The 16,378-nt window shown below is 65.7% G+C and carries 13 protein-coding genes; 4 read left to right on the plus strand and 9 right to left on the minus strand.

The annotated features are described in order from the left end of the window. Window positions 1–130: 130 nt before the first annotated feature. The gene (locus tag MYSTI_RS09060) at window positions 131–1,414 is read left to right on the plus strand and encodes a tetratricopeptide repeat protein (RefSeq protein WP_015347428.1); all 1,284 of its coding nucleotides are present in this window, start codon (window positions 131–133) and stop codon (window positions 1,412–1,414) included. A gap of 54 nt (window positions 1,415–1,468) precedes the next feature. Here MYSTI_RS09060 and vioE read toward each other — a convergent pair whose 3' ends face one another. From vioE to vioA, 4 genes are all read right to left on the minus strand, one after another. Beyond that, window positions 1,469–2,065, minus strand: a complete 597-nt coding sequence (gene vioE / locus MYSTI_RS09065; RefSeq protein WP_015347429.1) for a violacein biosynthesis enzyme VioE — start codon at window positions 2,063–2,065, stop codon at window positions 1,469–1,471. Between the two features lie 77 nt (window positions 2,066–2,142). Then, window positions 2,143–3,432, minus strand: coding sequence for an NADP-dependent violacein biosynthesis oxygenase VioC (gene vioC, locus MYSTI_RS09070; RefSeq protein WP_015347430.1), 1,290 nt, complete (start codon window positions 3,430–3,432; stop codon window positions 2,143–2,145). Continuing rightward, window positions 3,433–6,444, minus strand: a complete 3,012-nt coding sequence (vioB, locus tag MYSTI_RS09075; RefSeq protein WP_015347431.1) for an iminophenyl-pyruvate dimer synthase VioB — start codon at window positions 6,442–6,444, stop codon at window positions 3,433–3,435. Window positions 6,445–6,476: 32 nt separating this feature from the next. Further along, window positions 6,477–7,745: a flavin-dependent violacein biosynthesis tryptophan-2 monooxygenase VioA gene (vioA, locus tag MYSTI_RS09080; protein ID WP_015347432.1), complete on the minus strand. Its 1,269-nt coding sequence runs from the start codon at window positions 7,743–7,745 to the stop codon at window positions 6,477–6,479. An 889-nt stretch (window positions 7,746–8,634) separates the two neighbouring features. Between vioA and MYSTI_RS43690 the strand changes: the two genes are divergently transcribed. Continuing rightward, window positions 8,635–8,805, plus strand: coding sequence for a hypothetical protein (locus MYSTI_RS43690; RefSeq protein WP_169558616.1), 171 nt, complete (start codon window positions 8,635–8,637; stop codon window positions 8,803–8,805). Window positions 8,806–9,207: 402 nt separating this feature from the next. Here MYSTI_RS43690 and MYSTI_RS09085 read toward each other — a convergent pair whose 3' ends face one another. Then, window positions 9,208–10,131: a LysR family transcriptional regulator gene (locus MYSTI_RS09085; RefSeq protein ID WP_015347435.1), complete on the minus strand. Its 924-nt coding sequence runs from the start codon at window positions 10,129–10,131 to the stop codon at window positions 9,208–9,210. A gap of 156 nt (window positions 10,132–10,287) precedes the next feature. Here MYSTI_RS09085 and MYSTI_RS09090 point away from each other — a divergent pair, with 156 nt between their 5' ends. Then, window positions 10,288–11,214, plus strand: coding sequence for an alpha/beta hydrolase (locus MYSTI_RS09090; RefSeq protein WP_015347436.1), 927 nt, complete (start codon window positions 10,288–10,290; stop codon window positions 11,212–11,214). Window positions 11,215–11,330: 116 nt separating this feature from the next. On the opposite strand, the gene MYSTI_RS09095 is transcribed toward MYSTI_RS09090, so the two are convergent. From MYSTI_RS09095 to MYSTI_RS09105, 3 genes are all read right to left on the minus strand, one after another. Beyond that, window positions 11,331–11,912 (minus strand): hypothetical protein, encoded by a 582-nt coding sequence (locus MYSTI_RS09095; RefSeq protein WP_044279399.1) that lies wholly within the window; start codon window positions 11,910–11,912, stop codon window positions 11,331–11,333. Window positions 11,913–11,954: 42 nt separating this feature from the next. Continuing rightward, window positions 11,955–12,665 (minus strand): hypothetical protein, encoded by a 711-nt coding sequence (locus tag MYSTI_RS09100; RefSeq protein ID WP_015347438.1) that lies wholly within the window; start codon window positions 12,663–12,665, stop codon window positions 11,955–11,957. A gap of 283 nt (window positions 12,666–12,948) precedes the next feature. Further along, a complete protein-coding gene (locus tag MYSTI_RS09105; protein WP_015347439.1) occupies window positions 12,949–13,581 on the minus strand; it encodes a hypothetical protein in 633 nt (210 codons plus the stop codon). A 272-nt stretch (window positions 13,582–13,853) separates the two neighbouring features. Between MYSTI_RS09105 and MYSTI_RS09110 the strand changes: the two genes are divergently transcribed. Beyond that, a complete protein-coding gene (locus tag MYSTI_RS09110) occupies window positions 13,854–14,450 on the plus strand; it encodes a YceI family protein (RefSeq protein ID WP_144370026.1) in 597 nt (198 codons plus the stop codon). Between the two features lie 90 nt (window positions 14,451–14,540). On the opposite strand, the gene MYSTI_RS09115 is transcribed toward MYSTI_RS09110, so the two are convergent. Next, window positions 14,541–16,088, minus strand: coding sequence for an arylsulfatase (locus MYSTI_RS09115; RefSeq protein ID WP_015347441.1), 1,548 nt, complete (start codon window positions 16,086–16,088; stop codon window positions 14,541–14,543). Window positions 16,089–16,378: the final 290 nt, after the last annotated feature.

Genomic DNA, 16,378 nt, shown 5'->3' on the forward strand with positions numbered 1-16,378 from the left:
TCGATTCACGTGGGGGGCGCGCAGCCGTGCATCTGCTGACACGACAGGTGGTGAATCGGTCCGCGATGTTGAAGCTGGCATCAGGGCGTTGGTGAGCGCCCGCGAAGGCATCAAGTAGGATGGGGCCGCCATGTCCGCCGCGCGTGCCCTCCTGTTCCTGTTCGTGTCCGCCTGCATCACCACGGGAGGGCACTCTCTCGAGTCCAAGCCCTTGCTGGCCGAGGAGGGGGCGCCGCTCGATACGCCCGTGACGCGCGCTGTTGAGGCCGTGGGACAGCGGGACTTCGACGTCGCGCAGAAGCACCTCGCGCAAGCCCTTGCCGAGGCCCCCGACGACCCGCGAGCGCTCTTCGTCCAGGCCTGTGCCTTCCTGGAGCGGGGCTCGCTGACGGAGGCCGCTGTCGCGGTGAAGCGACTGCGCGAGGTGGCTCCGACGAGCCTGGAAGGCCCCCTCCTCGAAGCGCTGAGGGAGCGGAGGGGCACGCACCCGACGGAGAACTGGCGAGACTCCTTCGTGGCGGCCTGGCTGCGCGCGGGCCGTCCGATGTTCGAGGACCCGGGGCTGTTCTCGGGGATGGCCTCGTGGGACCAGATGGAGGCGACGCTGGCGGGGGCCTGGGCGCGGACAGACCGGGTCGAGGCCCGCCTGATGCTCGCGTTCGCGGGCGCCAGACTCGAAGACGCCTCGCGGCGCTGGCTGTCCGCCCGTCTGGAGGACATCCAGGACCCACGGTTGTTGCTGTCCGCCCTGGACTATTTCCCGAGTGACTCCCAGCCCGTGGACCATCGCGAGGCCCTGCGTGCGCGGCTGCGTCGCTTCGCGGCCGAGGACCCGACGGAGATGCAGCGCGCCCTGGTCCTCCTGATGGAGCCGCGCCAGCCCGACGCACCGTTGACCGAAGAAGAGCTGAGGGAACTGGAGCGCATCGCGGCGCTGCCTGACTACCGGCCCACGTCCGCTGCCTCGTTCTACGCGGAGGCGGAGCGACTCTTGACGTCAGCAGGGGTGAAGGAGCCAGCCGGGGGCGCCTTCTCGGCCATGGTGCAGCGGCTGGCGCTTCAAGGGCCGGCCCTCCTCGTCCGGGTCGTCAAGGCCTCCGACAAGACGCTCTCCCCCGACCACCGCATGCGGTTGGGACAGGCCCTGTGGTTGCTGGGCGAGCGCATCGCCGCGGAGTCGACGCTCGTCGAGCGCATGGTGGGACGGAATCTGAGGCGACAAGGCGCCACCCTGCTGGGCGACTCGGAGAAGCTGGCTCAGGCCACGACGGACTTGGAGGAAGCGCAGTCGGTAGCGCGTGCGGTCAGGCAGCTCGAGCTCGATTCGTGGCCCCTCCCGTCCCTTCAGGAGGCGATGCTGGCCGCGAGCGTGGAGGACGAGTGGACGCACCTGCGTGCCTTCGCCTCGCCCTGAGGTTCTCCCTGCCTCGCGCGGCCGGCCCCCAGCGGCTGGGGGCCATGCGAATCCTCAAGCAAGGGGGACGCTGGTGCGCCTCATCGCGAAGATGCTCTCGGGAATCTCCTCGATGGACAGGTTGGGGAAATCACGCACCGAGACGTGCTGCGGGTCGTTGCCTGAAACCATGCGGAGCAGCACGTTGGTTCCTGCCTGGAGATAGAAGCGCAACGGTGTCTTGCGTGGCCTGTCGAGGGTCCAGATATCCGCCCGGTGGCCCAACACGAAGGCCCATCCGGAATGGCGCGCATGCCCATCCACCAACACCGCCCGCGGAAGGAACAGCTCCTGGAACGGTGATAGCTCCTCCGGGAGCACGTCCGCGAAGAGGCCATCACCGGAGGGGGGCGTTCCGCGCCGGTAGGCGACCTTCTTCTGGAGGCTCTGTCCTCGAGTGACATCGCCGACTTCCGACATCCAGAGCTGGTAGCCCTTCTCCTTTTCGGGCCAGGGATTGAACAGACCGTCAATCCGGCAGACCTCGCGGGCATAGTCGAACCAGCAGTAGCCGGACGTGAGCTGGTCGTCTCCTCGCATGGGCGACCAATAGGACACGTAGCCGCTGCTCCATTGGAGGGGCAGGAGCGGCGGAAGGGAAGGGGCTTGCATGACGGGGCCTTGTCTCTCCAGGGAGAAGCCAGGGCCTCGGACGCCGCGCCGTCGGACCCGGGGATGAGGGGGGGCGGCTAGTTCATCCGGCCGAGCCGATACCAGACGTTCTGCTTCCGCTGGATTCGCTGCAGCTCGTCGTAGGGGACGGAATCGAAATACAGCTGCTCCGTCATGTCTGGCGGATAGAGGCGGGGGAACTTCTGATGCATGTAGCGCGCGTATTGGACCCGCAGGAAGAAGATGAAGCGGGGGTTGCTCAGCACCTCGTAGTTCGCGATGGACATGTCCTGCATGGCATCCGCCTGCACCTTGCGAAGGCGGGTGAACTCCGGGAGCGTCGCGTCCAGGTCATGCGCGTGCCTGTCCAGCAGGGTGGAGAGGACATAGGCATCTTCCAGCGCCATGTTCATCCCTTGGCCCAGGAAGGGTGCGGTGGCATGTGCCGCGTCCCCCAGCAGCAAGGCGTTCCCACGAAAGTGGAAGGTACTGGAGCGGACGTTGACGAGGTCGTTGCTGGGCAGGGCCATGAACTGCTCCAGCATCTCCCTCCTGCGGGCGAGCGGCAGCCCCCCGAAGTAATGGTCGAAGAAGCCACGGAGGGTGTCTCCGTCGGTCGTCGCCAGGCTGAGGGGGCCCGCGTAGGGCAGGCAGAGCGCGAAGCTGATGCTGTCTCCCGGGATGGTTGCCGCACGACCGGCGAACAAGCCCTTGGAGTCCATTCCAAAAAAGTAGAGCAAGTCCTTCCGGTAGCCCAGTTCCGCGGCATTGGATAGGACCAGCGTCTTGTAGCCGTGGCGGAAGAATGTCTGTTTGAACTCGAAGCGCCGTGAGTTGCTCTGCATGGACTGGCGCACCGCGGAGTGCGCGCCATCCGCCCCGATGACGAGGTCCCCGGGATGGTGATGGACCTTGCCGTCCTTGGCCTGGACGAGGACGGACTTCTTCTCCAGGTCGACGCTCAGGCACCTGCACTCGAAGTCATACTTCACGCCGTGATGGGTGGCGTGCGTGTTCAACAGTTTCTGGAACGCCAGCCGGTTCAGGGACAGCGGGGATATCCCCTCGAGTGGCGTGAGCTCGCGAATCTTGTACTTTCCCCCGATGGAGAAGGCCATGCCGGCAATGGGCTCGCCGCATTGCTCCAGTTCCCGAGGGGCAATCCCGGCCTTCAACACCGCCTTGATGCCCCGGACGTTCATGGTGACGCCGATGGCGCGCGAGGGGGGCATGTCCAAGGAGGAGGCGCTGTTGCTCAGGGGGTTCCTTCTTTTCTCGATGACACGAACGTCGTACCCGTGGCGCGCGAGATAGATGGCGGTCAGGCTGCCCGCCAGCCCACCGCCCACGATGATGGCTTTGTGCATTCAGGCCTCCCTGGAGACGTTCCCTTGGGCCAGGTCCAGCAGTTGTCGATGGAAGAACTCCAACATCTCTACCTGCGCCGCGCCGACGAGGCCCGCCCCCAGGTCGCGGCCCCGCCGCGCCAGCGTCAGGCATTGCTGGGCCAGCAGCCGGCATCCCGTGGCGTAGTCTCGGTCGAGTTGTCCCTCGATGGGCTCGGGCACGGGGGGACCCGCCGTGCGCCCGGGCAGACCCGACGGAAGGTTCATCAGGGTGATGGACAGAGGGCGCAGCAGGCCCGTCATGATGTCGATGGACGCATTCATCAAGCGCGAGCGGCGCAAGCTGCCCAGCGGCCTCTGCGCGAAGTGATGAGCCATCAGGGAGAACATCAGCTCATGACATCCCTGGTACAAGCCCATCAGCGCCCGGGCTCCCTCGTCCACGACCTGGGCACAGTCCTCCCGGGGCTCCAGGCTCGGATTCCTCAGGGCTGGCACGGCAGGCTCGAACGGCTTCGCGAGGGCGCTGAAGCGCGAGGCCATGCGGCGCAGTCGCTGGAAGTGAGAGGATTCACTGTCGGGGGGGGCGAGCGCGAGGCCTTCTCCCTGGCGGGTGACGAAGTCGATGGAGAAGAGCGCGCTGTCCCGGTCAAAGACCTCCAGCTGATACGCCGGGAACAGCTTGTGGGTCAGCTCATCCAGGAAGAGATGATGCTCTCCGCCGCGCTTTCCGGGGCGGGTGTCGAACAGCTCAGGAATGTCTCTCAGCCCCTGGCGAATGGAGCTGTAGAGGTCGGCGATGGAGTTTCCCGGGACGGCGAGGTGCCCAGGCCATTCGAGACGAATGAACCGGGCGAGCACATGCTCCGAGAAGGGCTCGAAGGAGAACTCGGTGTCCAACCCGAAGTGGCGCCGCGCCTGGACTCCCCACCTGGGGGTGCCGGGATGGAAGGGTTCGCCCAGGGCCATCAGCAGGTTGTTCATCACCAGGTAATGAATCATCTCTTCATGTGCAATCTCCAGCAACGTGCCGCGCATGCCACTGTTGCGACGCCTGTCCTCGGAGCCGCACGCCAGCTCGAGCTCCTCCACCCGCCAATGGCCCGCGCGGACCTGCTGGAGGCCTTGTTCATGGTTGGGAATGGAATAGGCGGCGTACAGATACTGGAGGAGCAGCGACAGCTCCAGGTCGACTGCCTTCCGGAGCGCCTCGACGAGATGGACCTTGCAGGTGATGGGCGGTGGTCCACGCGTCTTGGGAGAAGATGTCCTGGAGCTGCCTTCGAGGTGCACCAGATACTTCAGGAACAGCTTGGACTTGGGCAGGGAGAGTTCCCGGGTGCTGGGCATGTAATAGCTCTTGTCCCGGTTGAGCGGGTCGCACATCTGCCACATCAGCCGGGAATATGTTTCGCACTTGCAGCGGTCCGCCAGGCTGAAGACCTTGTCCGACATGAAGGGGTAGAGCAGCTCGTAGTAGCTCATGACGTGCTGATACAAGAACGCATAGTCCACTTGCTCGGCGGGGACCTCGTCCAGGTGCCAGTCGTCCGGGAGGATTCTGACGTCGATGACATGGCTGTCTTGTCCGGCGCCCAGCGCGACGCGAGTCACGCCAGGGTGTTGTCCCGTGAGGGTGAGCTGGGCATAGCCCTCCCCCTGTGGCGAAGGTGTCAGGTGCGCGGTCAGCTTGTCGGAGTCCTCCGCCCGCACTGTCACCGCCGAGGCCGAGGCCAGCTCGCCACGGAGGCGGCTCTGCACCGTGAGGGTCTCCGGGAAGAACAGGCCTTTCTGTCGGTGGGGGGCCTCGAGGAACAGGTGGTTGCTGTCGGACTGGACCACCCAGTCGACTTCGGTCCACAGCGCGTCTTCACCCGTCAGGAGGAGCGACCCGGTGGCGGGGCTCAGCAGGGGCACGTCGAGGATGCCGTGATGGCGCCAATGGTCGAGGTAAAGCCTCTCGGGGATGTTGGCAATCCGTGCGCCGGACAGGTCGCGGAGCACGAGGTCTCCCAGGGGCTGCTTTCCGCCGAGGTGATGGGTGGGGTGCTGAGCCGAGACGGGATGGGCGCTTCGGGTCGTGAAAGGCACGGCGGTCGGCATGTTGAGGGACACCCGGTCCGACTGCACTTTCACCACGACAGGCCCCAGGCCGGACTGGCGGGGCAGCAGCAGGCGCCCTGCTGGATGGGTCTCCAGTTCGTGCCGACACCACAGGCCCAGGGTGCCCATCAGGTCATAGAAGACAGGTGAGTCCGCGCCTCGGGGTGTCGACATGTTGAACAAGGCGTACTGGACCGTCAGTCCCTGTATCTCCTCGTCGTGCAGCGCCTGCCGCAGGGCCCGCAGGCCAGGGGAAGGGGCGGCTTGGGACTCGAGTGGGAACTCCGCGTCCTGCTTCGACACGGAGAATTGGAACAGCCGTGCGCGGCCGAACTCCTCGGCGAGGAAATGGTCGCCGCGCTCGACGATGTGCCCTGTCCTGACCCAGCGGACAGGCTGCGCACGCGGAATACTCGCCGTGAGCAAGGACGGCGTGTGAGGCGTGGCGTGCTTGTCGCTCAGGGTCAGCTGCCCTGCATAGATCAAGGTGGTGTCGGGCCTGCTCGGGTTGTTGTCCACCCATCTGGCGCGATTGAAGGTCGTGCGGAGGTAGTCATTGTAGTGACCCCAGAGCGCCAACGAGGCCCCGACCAGGCTGTCCTCCGTGTCGACGGCTCCTTCGGCCCGTTGCACGCCCGTGACTCGGACGTTCTCCCAGGAGAAGTGGTTGTTGCCGCCGAAGTTGTGGCCAGCGGCCTCGCTGAAGACTCCCTCGGAGTCCGGTCTCCCTTCCGCGTCGAATCGGGGCGCCAGCCGTTTCAGGTGCGCATGGAAGACGGAGGGTGGCCGGCGGAGGTCGAACGGGGCTCCCTCCATGAAGACGGTGTTGGTGGTGATGTCGATATGGCCATGGGTGTTTCGGTTCGCGGTCGGCACATTGGCGCGAGCGAAGCCTCGAAAATGCAGCCGAGGGAAGGACAGGGTGCTCATGGCGTTCGATGCGAAGGACCGCGAGGATTTCGTCAGTTCCGATTCGAGGACGTGCTGGTGAGTTGCTCCAGCAGGAGTCGAATGGCTTGATGTGCGCTGAGCAGTCCCCCCTCCATCCAGCCGCCATGCGGCGTGTAGGCATCCGAGCAGGCAATGACACCCGTGCGATGAAGCAAGGCGGTGGGCTGCGTGGCCGTGGATTCGAGCGAGAACTCCACGCCATGGGGCCAGTGTTTGTGGAAGTGGTCCTTGATGGACGGGAGGGACTTGCCACCGAGGGGGAGCACCTGCTCCATGCAGGCGCGGACCCTGTTCAAATAGACATCTTCACCTTGCTCCAGACAGTCCCGCCAATAGGTTGCGTTGTCGCCGTCGGTGTAGAACTGTACGTATTTCTCGTCCTTGAAGTAGATCTTCCTCAAGGGATTGTTGACCACCAGGACCTTGTCCGTCAGGTGACAGTCATGCCACCAGGCGCTGTCGAAGGTCAGGACCCCCTTGAACAAGGGCAGTGAGCCATACTGCAAGGGGCTCCAGTGGGCGGGAAAGTCGAGATTGAGCCGTGTCATCGCGGAGGGGGGGATGGCCAGGATGAGGTGACGCGCTCGATGTATCTGGGTGTTTCCCTTGTGGCTGAAGGCGAGGATGTATCCCTTCACGAATCGCGAGATGGAGAGCAGGTGGTGTTCCATCCGGAACTCGACGCGGCTGGCCTGTGCCTGACACTGAAGCCGTGCCAGCAGCCGGCCGTACCCCTCCGGCGCATAGCGCCACTGGTTGCCTTCACCCTCAATCAGTCCTTGGGTCTCCGGGTGGTTCTTGAGGATGCCGTACGCCATGGGCGCGGAGACGATGGGGAGAAGGAGGGCGTCATACCCCAGGGCCTTGATGATTCGCCGGGCCTCGGTCGCCCCCAGGTAGTGACTGACGAAATCCAGGAATGAGTCAGAGGGATGTTTCTCCAGCTTGGAGCGCAGGCCGAGCAGGGTTGTCCGCAGCTGCCCCCTCATGCCGTCCTGGAAGATGGCATGGGTGAATGGGTAGGCTTCATGAGGGTGTTGGAAGCAGTTCATGAGCGCCTGGAAGCGGGGATGGAGTTGCGGTGAGTAGCGCGCGGCTCCTAGTTCCGTGATTTCTCCGCAGTGGAGCCGCTTCGACAGGATGCGACCGCCCACGTGGGTGTTCAAATCAAAGACGCGGATGCGCAGCTTGTTGCTCAGCCGGGAGGTGGCGAGCCGGGACGCACAGGTGAGCCCTCCGATTCCCGCGCCAATGATGCAGATGTCCGAATGATGTGGCATCACAGGCTCGAGGACGGACGTGGGCACGCCCAAGGGGCTTGGGTGGAGTCATGTCCGGGCGGACGCATCGCCGGTGTCCTGCAAGGGCGTCTGGAGGACTTCGACGTCTTGTATTGCCGCGCCCGATTCCGTGAGGGGCCTCGGTGTCGGAGCCCATCCGTCTGGATGGAGGACTCGGTCAGGCTCGAAGTATTCGCGCGGTTCCCTGGCGAATCGACGCGTCTGCGAGGGAGTCATGGCGCATGGATTAAAACATGCGGACCTCCGGGGACAACTGACCAGGGGGTACGAGGGGAATGTTGTCAAACATTGCTTTGATGATGAGCAAGGCGCGTTCGCGCGGCTCCGTCCGGCGCGCACCGACAGCTTGATGTGGCCCCCAGGGACTCAACCCCAGGCGGTGTCATGCGGGGCCCAAGGGGTTTCCCGATTTCTCGAAATCCACACCCTATTCAGAAGGGGCTGCGTTGAGTGGGGGGCGCCATGACGACCTCCCTCGAACATCTTCCCCGCCCCCTGGCCCTGCTGTCGGGCTTGTGGATGCCTTCCGGCTGTACCCCCGCGAGCGAGGGTGAGCGTTCCTGTCCCTGTGCCCCAGGGTGGACATGCTGCCCTGACACGAACGTGTGTGCGGCGGACGCCTCGCGCTGTGAGCCGCCCCGGCCGATGCCTCCCGACTCCACGGCGCCGTCCCAGCCGCGCGGGTTGGCGGCCTCGCCGCGGCCTGGCCGCGTGTGCTCACCTGGTTCGAGCTGGAGGACGACGGCGGCAGCGCCCTCACCAGCGACGGCGTCGAGGTGGACCCGTGCGAGGACGGTCAACAGGTGCTCGTCGAAGCAGACGCGGCGACCGTGACGGGCCTGCGCGCGGGGGGGCCTACCGCTTCACCGTGGTCGCAAGCAACGCGGTGGGCGCGAGCCCCTCGGCGGTGGTGGAGTTCGTGAAGCTCCCGGACGTGCCGGGTTCGCCCACGCTGCTCGCTGTCCGGCAGGGAGACCGGCGGCTGGGCGTCGAGGGGCGGTGCCCTGTCGAGCACCGACGCGCAATGTCACCTCCCTGACCGTGTCGGATTCGACGGGGGGCAACTCCACGGATGACACCGAGGCCACCTTCACCGGGGCGGCGCGGAACGGGGTGGGGCAGGGGCCCGTCGCGACCTCGGCGGCCGTGCGCACTCCCGCGCGGCCCGGTGCGCCCTCCGGTGTCCGCGTGGAGCCAGGGGAGCGTTCGCTCTCCATCTCGTGGGCGCCGCCTGTCTCGGACCTCATGGGATTCACCGTGCTCGCCCAGCCTTCGGGTGTGCGCGTGGAACTGGGGCCCGAGGCACGGGAAGTCGTCCTGGATTCGATGCCCAGCACCCGCGCGCAGGTCCTCACCGTGACGGCCTACCCCGATGTGCTTCGAGACCGGCTTGTATTCCCACAAGCTGGCCGGGCTGGACGTCGACAAGGGGGGCTGCCGCTCAGGTCTTCCCCTCCCATCGCTTGCGCTGGTCGACGAGGAACCCCATCAGCGCCTGGACCTTCTTCGGCAACTGCTTGCGGGAAGGAACGTAGAGATAGAAGCCCGGGAAGGGGGGGCACCAGGGCTGCAGCACACGCACCAGGCTTCCGTCGTCGAGGTGCCTTTGTACGGCCTGGTCGATGTGCTGAATCAGGCCGACCCCCTGCAGCGCGGCGCGCAGCATGCTGTCGTCGTCGTTGGTGATGTGGTTGCCCTTCGTCGCCACGGAGAAGTCCTGGCCGTTGGGGCCGGGCGCGGTGAACTCCCAGTCGTGGAGTGCGCCGCTGCCCGCGTGGCGATAGTTGATGCAGTTGTGATGGACGAGGTCTGCCGGTGTCTTCGGCGCGCGCCGGCGCGCGAAGTACGAAGGGGCGCCGACGACGGCCATCGACAGCATGGGGCTGACCGGCACCGCCACCATGTGCTCGGCGAGGCTCTGTCCCAAGCGGATGCCCGCGTCGCAGCCGCTGGCGATGATGTTGGACAGCCCGTCGTCCATCACCAACTCCAGGGACAGGTTCGGGTAGCGCGCGAGGAACTCCCCCAGGTGGGGTTCAATCAGGTACCTGGCGGCCATGCGCGCGGTGTTGACCTTCAGCAGGCCGGAGGGCATTCCGGCGGCCTCCCCCAGGCCGCGCACGGCGCTCTCGATGGTGCCCAGGGAGGGGAGCAAGGCATCGAACAGATGCTGGCCGTCCTCCGTCAGCGACATGTCGCGTGTGGTGCGGTTGAGGAGCCGGACGCCCAACTGCTTCTCCAGCGCCTTGAGGTTCTGTGAGAGCGCCGCGCGCGACACCCCCATCTGCGCGGCGGCCTTGGTGAAGCTGCGGTGGGACGCGACGTGGGCGAACCATGCGAGGGAGGGCAGCAGGGCCGGGTTCATGGGTGGATTGTAAACCTGGGCTTACCACTGTGCTCAGGATTGTGGCCTTGTGGGCATCCAGTCGCGGGCGCATCTTCCTTTCACCCACGCAACGACGGCGGCGAGGGCGGCGGGCAATCCAAGACACCGCTCACCCGACGGCCCGAGGAGGCGCTCATGGATACCGTGAAGATTCGCAACAAGGACATGTATTGGGACATCGCCGCCGACGTGTACTTCCCGCCTGGCTTCGACGCCCAGAAGAAGTACCCCGCCGTCATCAGCATGCATCCCATCGGGAGCTGCAAGGAGCAGACGGCGGGCAATGTGTATGGGGCGGCGCTGGCGAAGGCGGGCTTCATCGCGGTCGCGTTCGACGCGAGCTTCCAGGGCGCCAGCGGCGGTGAGCCGCGGTTCCTCGAAGACCCGACGCAGCGGGTGGAGGACGTCCGCCGTGTGACGGACTTCCTCGTCACGCTGCCCTACGTCGACGCGGCCCGCATCGGCGTCCTCGGAATCTGCGGCGGCGGCGGGTACGCCATCAACGCGACGATGACCGAGCGGCGCCTCAAGGCGGTCGTCAGCATCACGGGCGTGAACTTCGGCCGACTGAGCCGCGAGGGCTTCAGTGGCTATGACCCGCTGGGGGCCCTGGATGCGATGGCCGAGCAGCGCACCGCCGAGGTGAGAGGTGGCCCGCTCCGCGTCGACAACTACCTCCCGCCCTCTGTCGAAGCCGGGAAGAAGGCGGGGCTGAAGGACATCGATGTGCTGGAGGCGACGGAGTACTACCGCTCACCCCGCGGCGAGAAGCCCCATGGCGCGACGAGCGGACTGTTCTCCCATCGCGCCGCCGCCGTCGGCTGGGATGCGTTCCATCTGGCCGAGGTGCTGCTGACGCGGCCGCTGCTCGTGGTCATCGGTGACAAGCCGGGTGGCTTCGGTGCCTACCGGGACGGCCAGGAGATCTACGGCCGCGCGGCGTCGAAGCAGAAGGAGCTCGTCGTCGTCGAGGGGACCTCGCACTACGACCTCTATGACAAGCCCGCGCCAGTCGCCCAGGCGCTGGAGAAGGTCGTGCCCTTCTTCAAGCGTCACCTCTAGGACCTCGGGCGCGCTGGGAGGATGGGCGTTCTGATTCAGGGCGCGGGCGGGCAGCTTGCGCGCAGGGTCTTCCAGGTGCTCGCCGCGGCGGACCTTGTCTACGCGCCCCTCGTCCTTCAAGGGCCGGGGGGAGGTCCATTCTTCAAGGGGCCTTCGAGCTGCCCGGCCTTCTTCGTCTCGCGCAGGAACTGCATGCGGTCCTTGTCGAGCTGGAGCTTGCCCTGCTGAAGGAGCAGCTGGTCCTTCTTCAGTTGCTCCTCCGTCGTCCGCACCTTGCTGCGTTCGAGTGCGAGGTCTCGCTCGAGTGCTTGAACTCGAATGGTCGTGCTCTGGAGGATTTTTCGAATCTGCTCGTCTTTGTCTCGCAGCTTCGTCTCTTGGTTCGTGGCCAGCTTCTCGATTCCCTTCATGAGCTCGCCCGCCTTCTCGAGCAGGGCATCATCGCTGTGGGCCTGTCGCGACTCCCGATGGAGGGCGAGCCAGGCGTTCATGTCGGTCACGGCCTGGGTCGTGCTGGCACCTGGGGTGTTGAGGTAGGCCGTGACGATGCAGAGCGCGGTCTCCTGGGTGCGATGGAGCTTGAAGGCACTCCGATAGTGGGTGAGCGCGTCACTGTATTGACGGGCCATGAAGGCCTGGGTGCCCTTATCGACCAGCTTCGAGGCCTGTGCCTCATCCGACTGACCCAGGACTGCCATTGCGACAACAAACCCCAGACTCGTCAGCATGAATGCACCTCGTCAAGGGACGACAGGTGGAGGTTCCGCGGTCCGCGGCGCCTCGGGGGAGGAGGGGGCTCGGGCCCTGTCGAGGAACCCAAGGTCTCCTCCGAGGAGCTCCGGCTCGGGGGCGGGTGGGGAAGGGGTCACCGATGCGGCGGAGGTGGGCTGGGTGACTTCGAAGGTGATCTGGAGCGCCCCCCACAGGATGACCGTGGCACAGACGACGACGATGAGCCCTGGCGCGGTGGACTCCAGCGCGGCCCTGGCGGGAGTCGTGGAGTTCGGCGTGGACACTGTGCCGGTGAGCTTGAACAGCCCTTCGGCCCCAATCAGGAAGAGACCGAACCCCAGCCCCGCGAAGCCCATGGCGATGAACATGGCGACGCAGCTCAACAGGAGGCGCAGGATCAGGGGATTGGGCGAGGTGTTCAGCGAGCTGTTGATGACCACGAAACACAGCACACCGGCGGCGGCCAGCGCGCCGATGACGATGATGGCCGCGACGATGAGCCCCGCGAGCGCAACCTTGCTCCCCGCGGCCCCCAGGGCTTGAACGCTGGCTGGCGCCGCGACGGTGCCGGGGAGCGGCAGGGGGCTGTCCGTGCGCTGCAGGGCCTGCGCAAGGCGTTGAATGGCATCATCGAGGCCCGCAGGTCCCTGCGCCTGCGGGGGTGGGGCAGCAGGTGCTCCACTCGTCACCACGGACTGTGACTCTGGCTGCGAGGCCATTTCCCCTCCCTCCAGATGGCAGACACCTGGAAGTCCGAGTCAATTAGAGCGCAGCCCTCGGGGTGGTATCAAGGCGCACAACGACCGGGCGACTGTCGTCGGGTGTCTGTCTGGGTTGACTCAGAGGCTTCGCGACGTGGCGCGGCATGGGACTGGAGACGACCTTCAAGAAGCGCGGGTCTTCGAGCCACTCGAGCGCGAAGACCCGCGGGATTGTAGGGCCGCGCAGCAACGCTCGAGGCACCCGAACCCAGCAGCAGAGAAGCCGTCTCTCATCGGTCTCCTACTCCGAACCGAAGACCTGCACGAGGTAGTGCTTCGAGAACGCCGTCCAGTCAGGGCTGTCGAAGAATGCTGCCTCGACCCAGTGGTGGATGAAACGCATGGCAAAGCCGCGCTGCAGATAGTCCTCGACGCCCACGGGCAGCGGACGGATCTCCCCGACTCCGTCGAGTGGCACGAAATGCAGCCGGTCGAGGACCCGGCCCGATTCCATTTCGAGGCAGACCGCGAACTCGGCCTCGCAGTAATCGAAGGGCGCGAGGCGGTCGAGCAGCTCACGCGCCTCCGGAAAGGAGCTGTACGGGTCGAGGAGTTCCGCGCCACGTCGGCCTTCGATGCCGTCGACGCATGTGGAAACAGGGAGGAGGTTCGCCTCTCCCCCGACGATGTCGAGCTCGCGGTCGAGGTACTCGATTGCGGCGCCTTGTTGCAGGCGCCATCGGATCTTCATGGAGTCAGCCTGCTCGTAGAAGCGCTTGAGTGCCGTGGGCAGTGTCAGGGTCTGTCGTACGCGGGCGAGATCGGCGCCATTGTGGCCATACGACAGCGCGCACCGACCCGCTTTCGCCACCGAGGAGGCCGCGAGAGGCGCGATGCAAGCATGGTATCGGTCGAAGACCGAATTATCGCTCATCGATGGATGATACGCGATCAGAGAAGGCCCGCACCGGCTGTTTCATGGGGGCGTTTGTCGACGCTCGGTCGGTTCGGTGGAACTCCGTCGCGGGCGGTCCACCCAGGAAGTCATCGAACACAGAGGCACGAAGGGTGGTTTGTCTGGAGGGACAGCCGCCGTCAGGGGTGTCTCGTAGGTGACAATGAAATGTCTTTGTCTTTTGGGGCGAAGAGACACCTGCGGCATGGTCCGGCCGAAAAGGGGCCCTATCCATGCTCGGAAGCCAAAGAATGCTGTGGTCGGTGGTCGCCATGGTTGTCCTCTCCAGCTCCCCGGCCGTCGCCTCCGAGTGGGAGGTGGACTCCAGTCACTCCTCCGTGGAGTTCTCCATCCGCCACCTTGTCTCCAACGTCCGTGGGCGCTTCGACAAGGTGGAGGGGACTCTCAGCCGCGACGACGCGGACCCCACTCAATCAAAGATGACGCTCACCATCGACGTCGCCAGCATCGACACCGGAGTCCCTGACCGGGACAAGCACCTCAAGTCTCCAGACTTCTTCGATGCCGCGAAGTTCCCGACGATGACCTTCAGGTCGACCAAGATTGGGAAGTCGACCGGGAAGGACGCATACGAGGTGACCGGCGACCTCACCCTGCATGGTGTCACCAAGCCCGTGACGCTCCAAGTCCAGGACCTGGGCTCCGTCAAGGGGCCGAAGGGGATGGTCCGGGGACTGGAAGCAACCGGCACCCTCAACCGCAAGGACTGGGGCATCACCTGGAACAACGCGCTGGATAGTGGGGGGACGATTCTGGGGGACGAGGTGAAAGTGCTCATCAACCTGGAGCTGAAGGAGAAGGCGCAAGCCGCGGCTCCGAAGAAGTGACAGGGAGAGGGAACGCATCCGTCACGCTCCCCACCCCTCACGACAAGACGGCGACCTGCTCCCTCGCCGTCTTGCACGCCACCGCCAGCCCTAATGTACCGCGGGCTGTTCTTCGCTCCCGGCCTGGGCCTCGTCCTCGGGAGCGGTGACGGCGAGCGCCTGCTGCTTCTCGCGCGCCTTCTCCAGCGCCTGGTCGATGCTGAAGCTCGCTGGGCGCTGACGAGGCGGGAAGGCCTGGAAGGTCTTCAGGAACTCGCCCACCAGGGCCTGCGCCGGCACGAGCACGAACCCGCGCTGGGCGAACCAGAGGTCGTAATACATCGACGCGTCGACGTCCGCCCGCTCGAACGGGTCGCTCCTCAGGTTGAACAACTTGGGGATGCGCATGTCGACGAACTTCTCCCGCCAGATCTCCAGGCCGTGCGCGCGCTGCTCCATGAAGTGGACCTTCCACTGGGCCACGCGCACCGCGACGAGGTCGCCGTCGTCGCTCCAGTAGAAGAAGCCCTTGCGCGGGTTCTCCTCGACGTCGCCCTTGAAGAAGGGCAGCAGGTTGTACCCGTCGATGTGGACCTTGAACGTCTTGCTCCCGGCCTTGTAGCCCTTCTTCAGCTTCTCCACGATGTCCGGCTCGCCCGCCGCGGCCACCAGCGTGGGGAGCATGTCGGTGTGCGAGAAGACTTCATTCGACACCGTGCCCGGCTCCAGCACCCCCGGCCAGCGGATGACACACGGCACCCTCCAGCCGCCCTCCCAGTTGGTGTCCTTCTCCCCTCGGAACGGCGTGCTGCCGCCATCGGGCCAGCTCATCACCTCGGCGCCGTTGTCCGTGGAGTACATCACGATGGTGTCCTTCGTGATGCCCAACTCGTCCAGCTTGTCGAGCAACTGCCCCACATGCCCGTCGTGCTCCACCATCCCATCCGGATACAGCCCCAGCCCCGTCTTCCCCTCTGACTCCTTGCGCAGGTGCGTGAAGACATGCATCCGCGTGGAGTTGAACCAGATGAAGAACGGCTTGCCCGACGTCTTCGAGCGCTCCATGAAGTCGAGGCACGCGGAGGTGAACTCGTCGTCCACCGTCTCCATCCGCTTTTTCGTCAGCGGGCCCGTGTCCTCGATGCGCTGCGTGCCGTCCGGATTCGCCCACGTGTGCAGGACGCCGCGCGGCCCGAAGCGCTTCCGGAACTTCGGGTCCTTGGGGTAGTCGGGGTTCTCCGGCTCCTCCTCCGCGTTGAGGTGATAGAGATTGCCGAAGAACTCGTCGAAGCCGTGGTTCGTGGGGAGGAACTCGTCGCGGTCTCCCAGGTGGTTCTTCCCGAACTGGCCGGTGACATAGCCCTGGGCCTTGAGCATCTCGGCGATGGTCGGGTCCTCGCCCTGGAGGCCCAGCGTGGCGCCAGGGAGGCCCACCTTCGTGAGCCCTGTCCGCACCGGCGTCTGGCCCGTGATGAACGCGGCGCGCCCCGCCGTGCAGCTCTGCTGCCCGTACCAGTCGGTGAATCGCGTCCCCTCCGCCGCGATGCGGTCGATGTTCGGCGTGCGGTACCCCATGGCGCCCTGGTGGTAGCAGCTCGGGTTGAACCACCCGATATCGTCACCCCAGATGATGAGGATGTTCGGTTGCTTCTTCGCCATGTCGATACCTCCACGCCTTGACGCAGTCGGGCACGGGAAACGTCCAGAAGTTGTGGTGTGACTGCATCCAGCGGGAGCCTCAGGCGGGCAGGGCCCTGTGCCTCTCCCTGTGTCAGGGCAGGCTGCCTGTTTCACGCCGCCCGCGCGACAGGCGCCCGGGCGCCGGCTCGCCCTGGAGGGTGAGGATACTCGCCCGCAGATGAGAGGCGTTGCGGGTCCGTTGTCGGATTCGCACGGGTAAGGGATTGGACGTAGAGGGTCATGTGGCTGGCGTCCGTGTGACAGTTGTT

It is taken from the genome of Myxococcus stipitatus DSM 14675 (assembly GCF_000331735.1).
In the GTDB taxonomy this organism is placed as follows: Bacteria; Myxococcota; Myxococcia; order Myxococcales; family Myxococcaceae; genus Myxococcus; species Myxococcus stipitatus.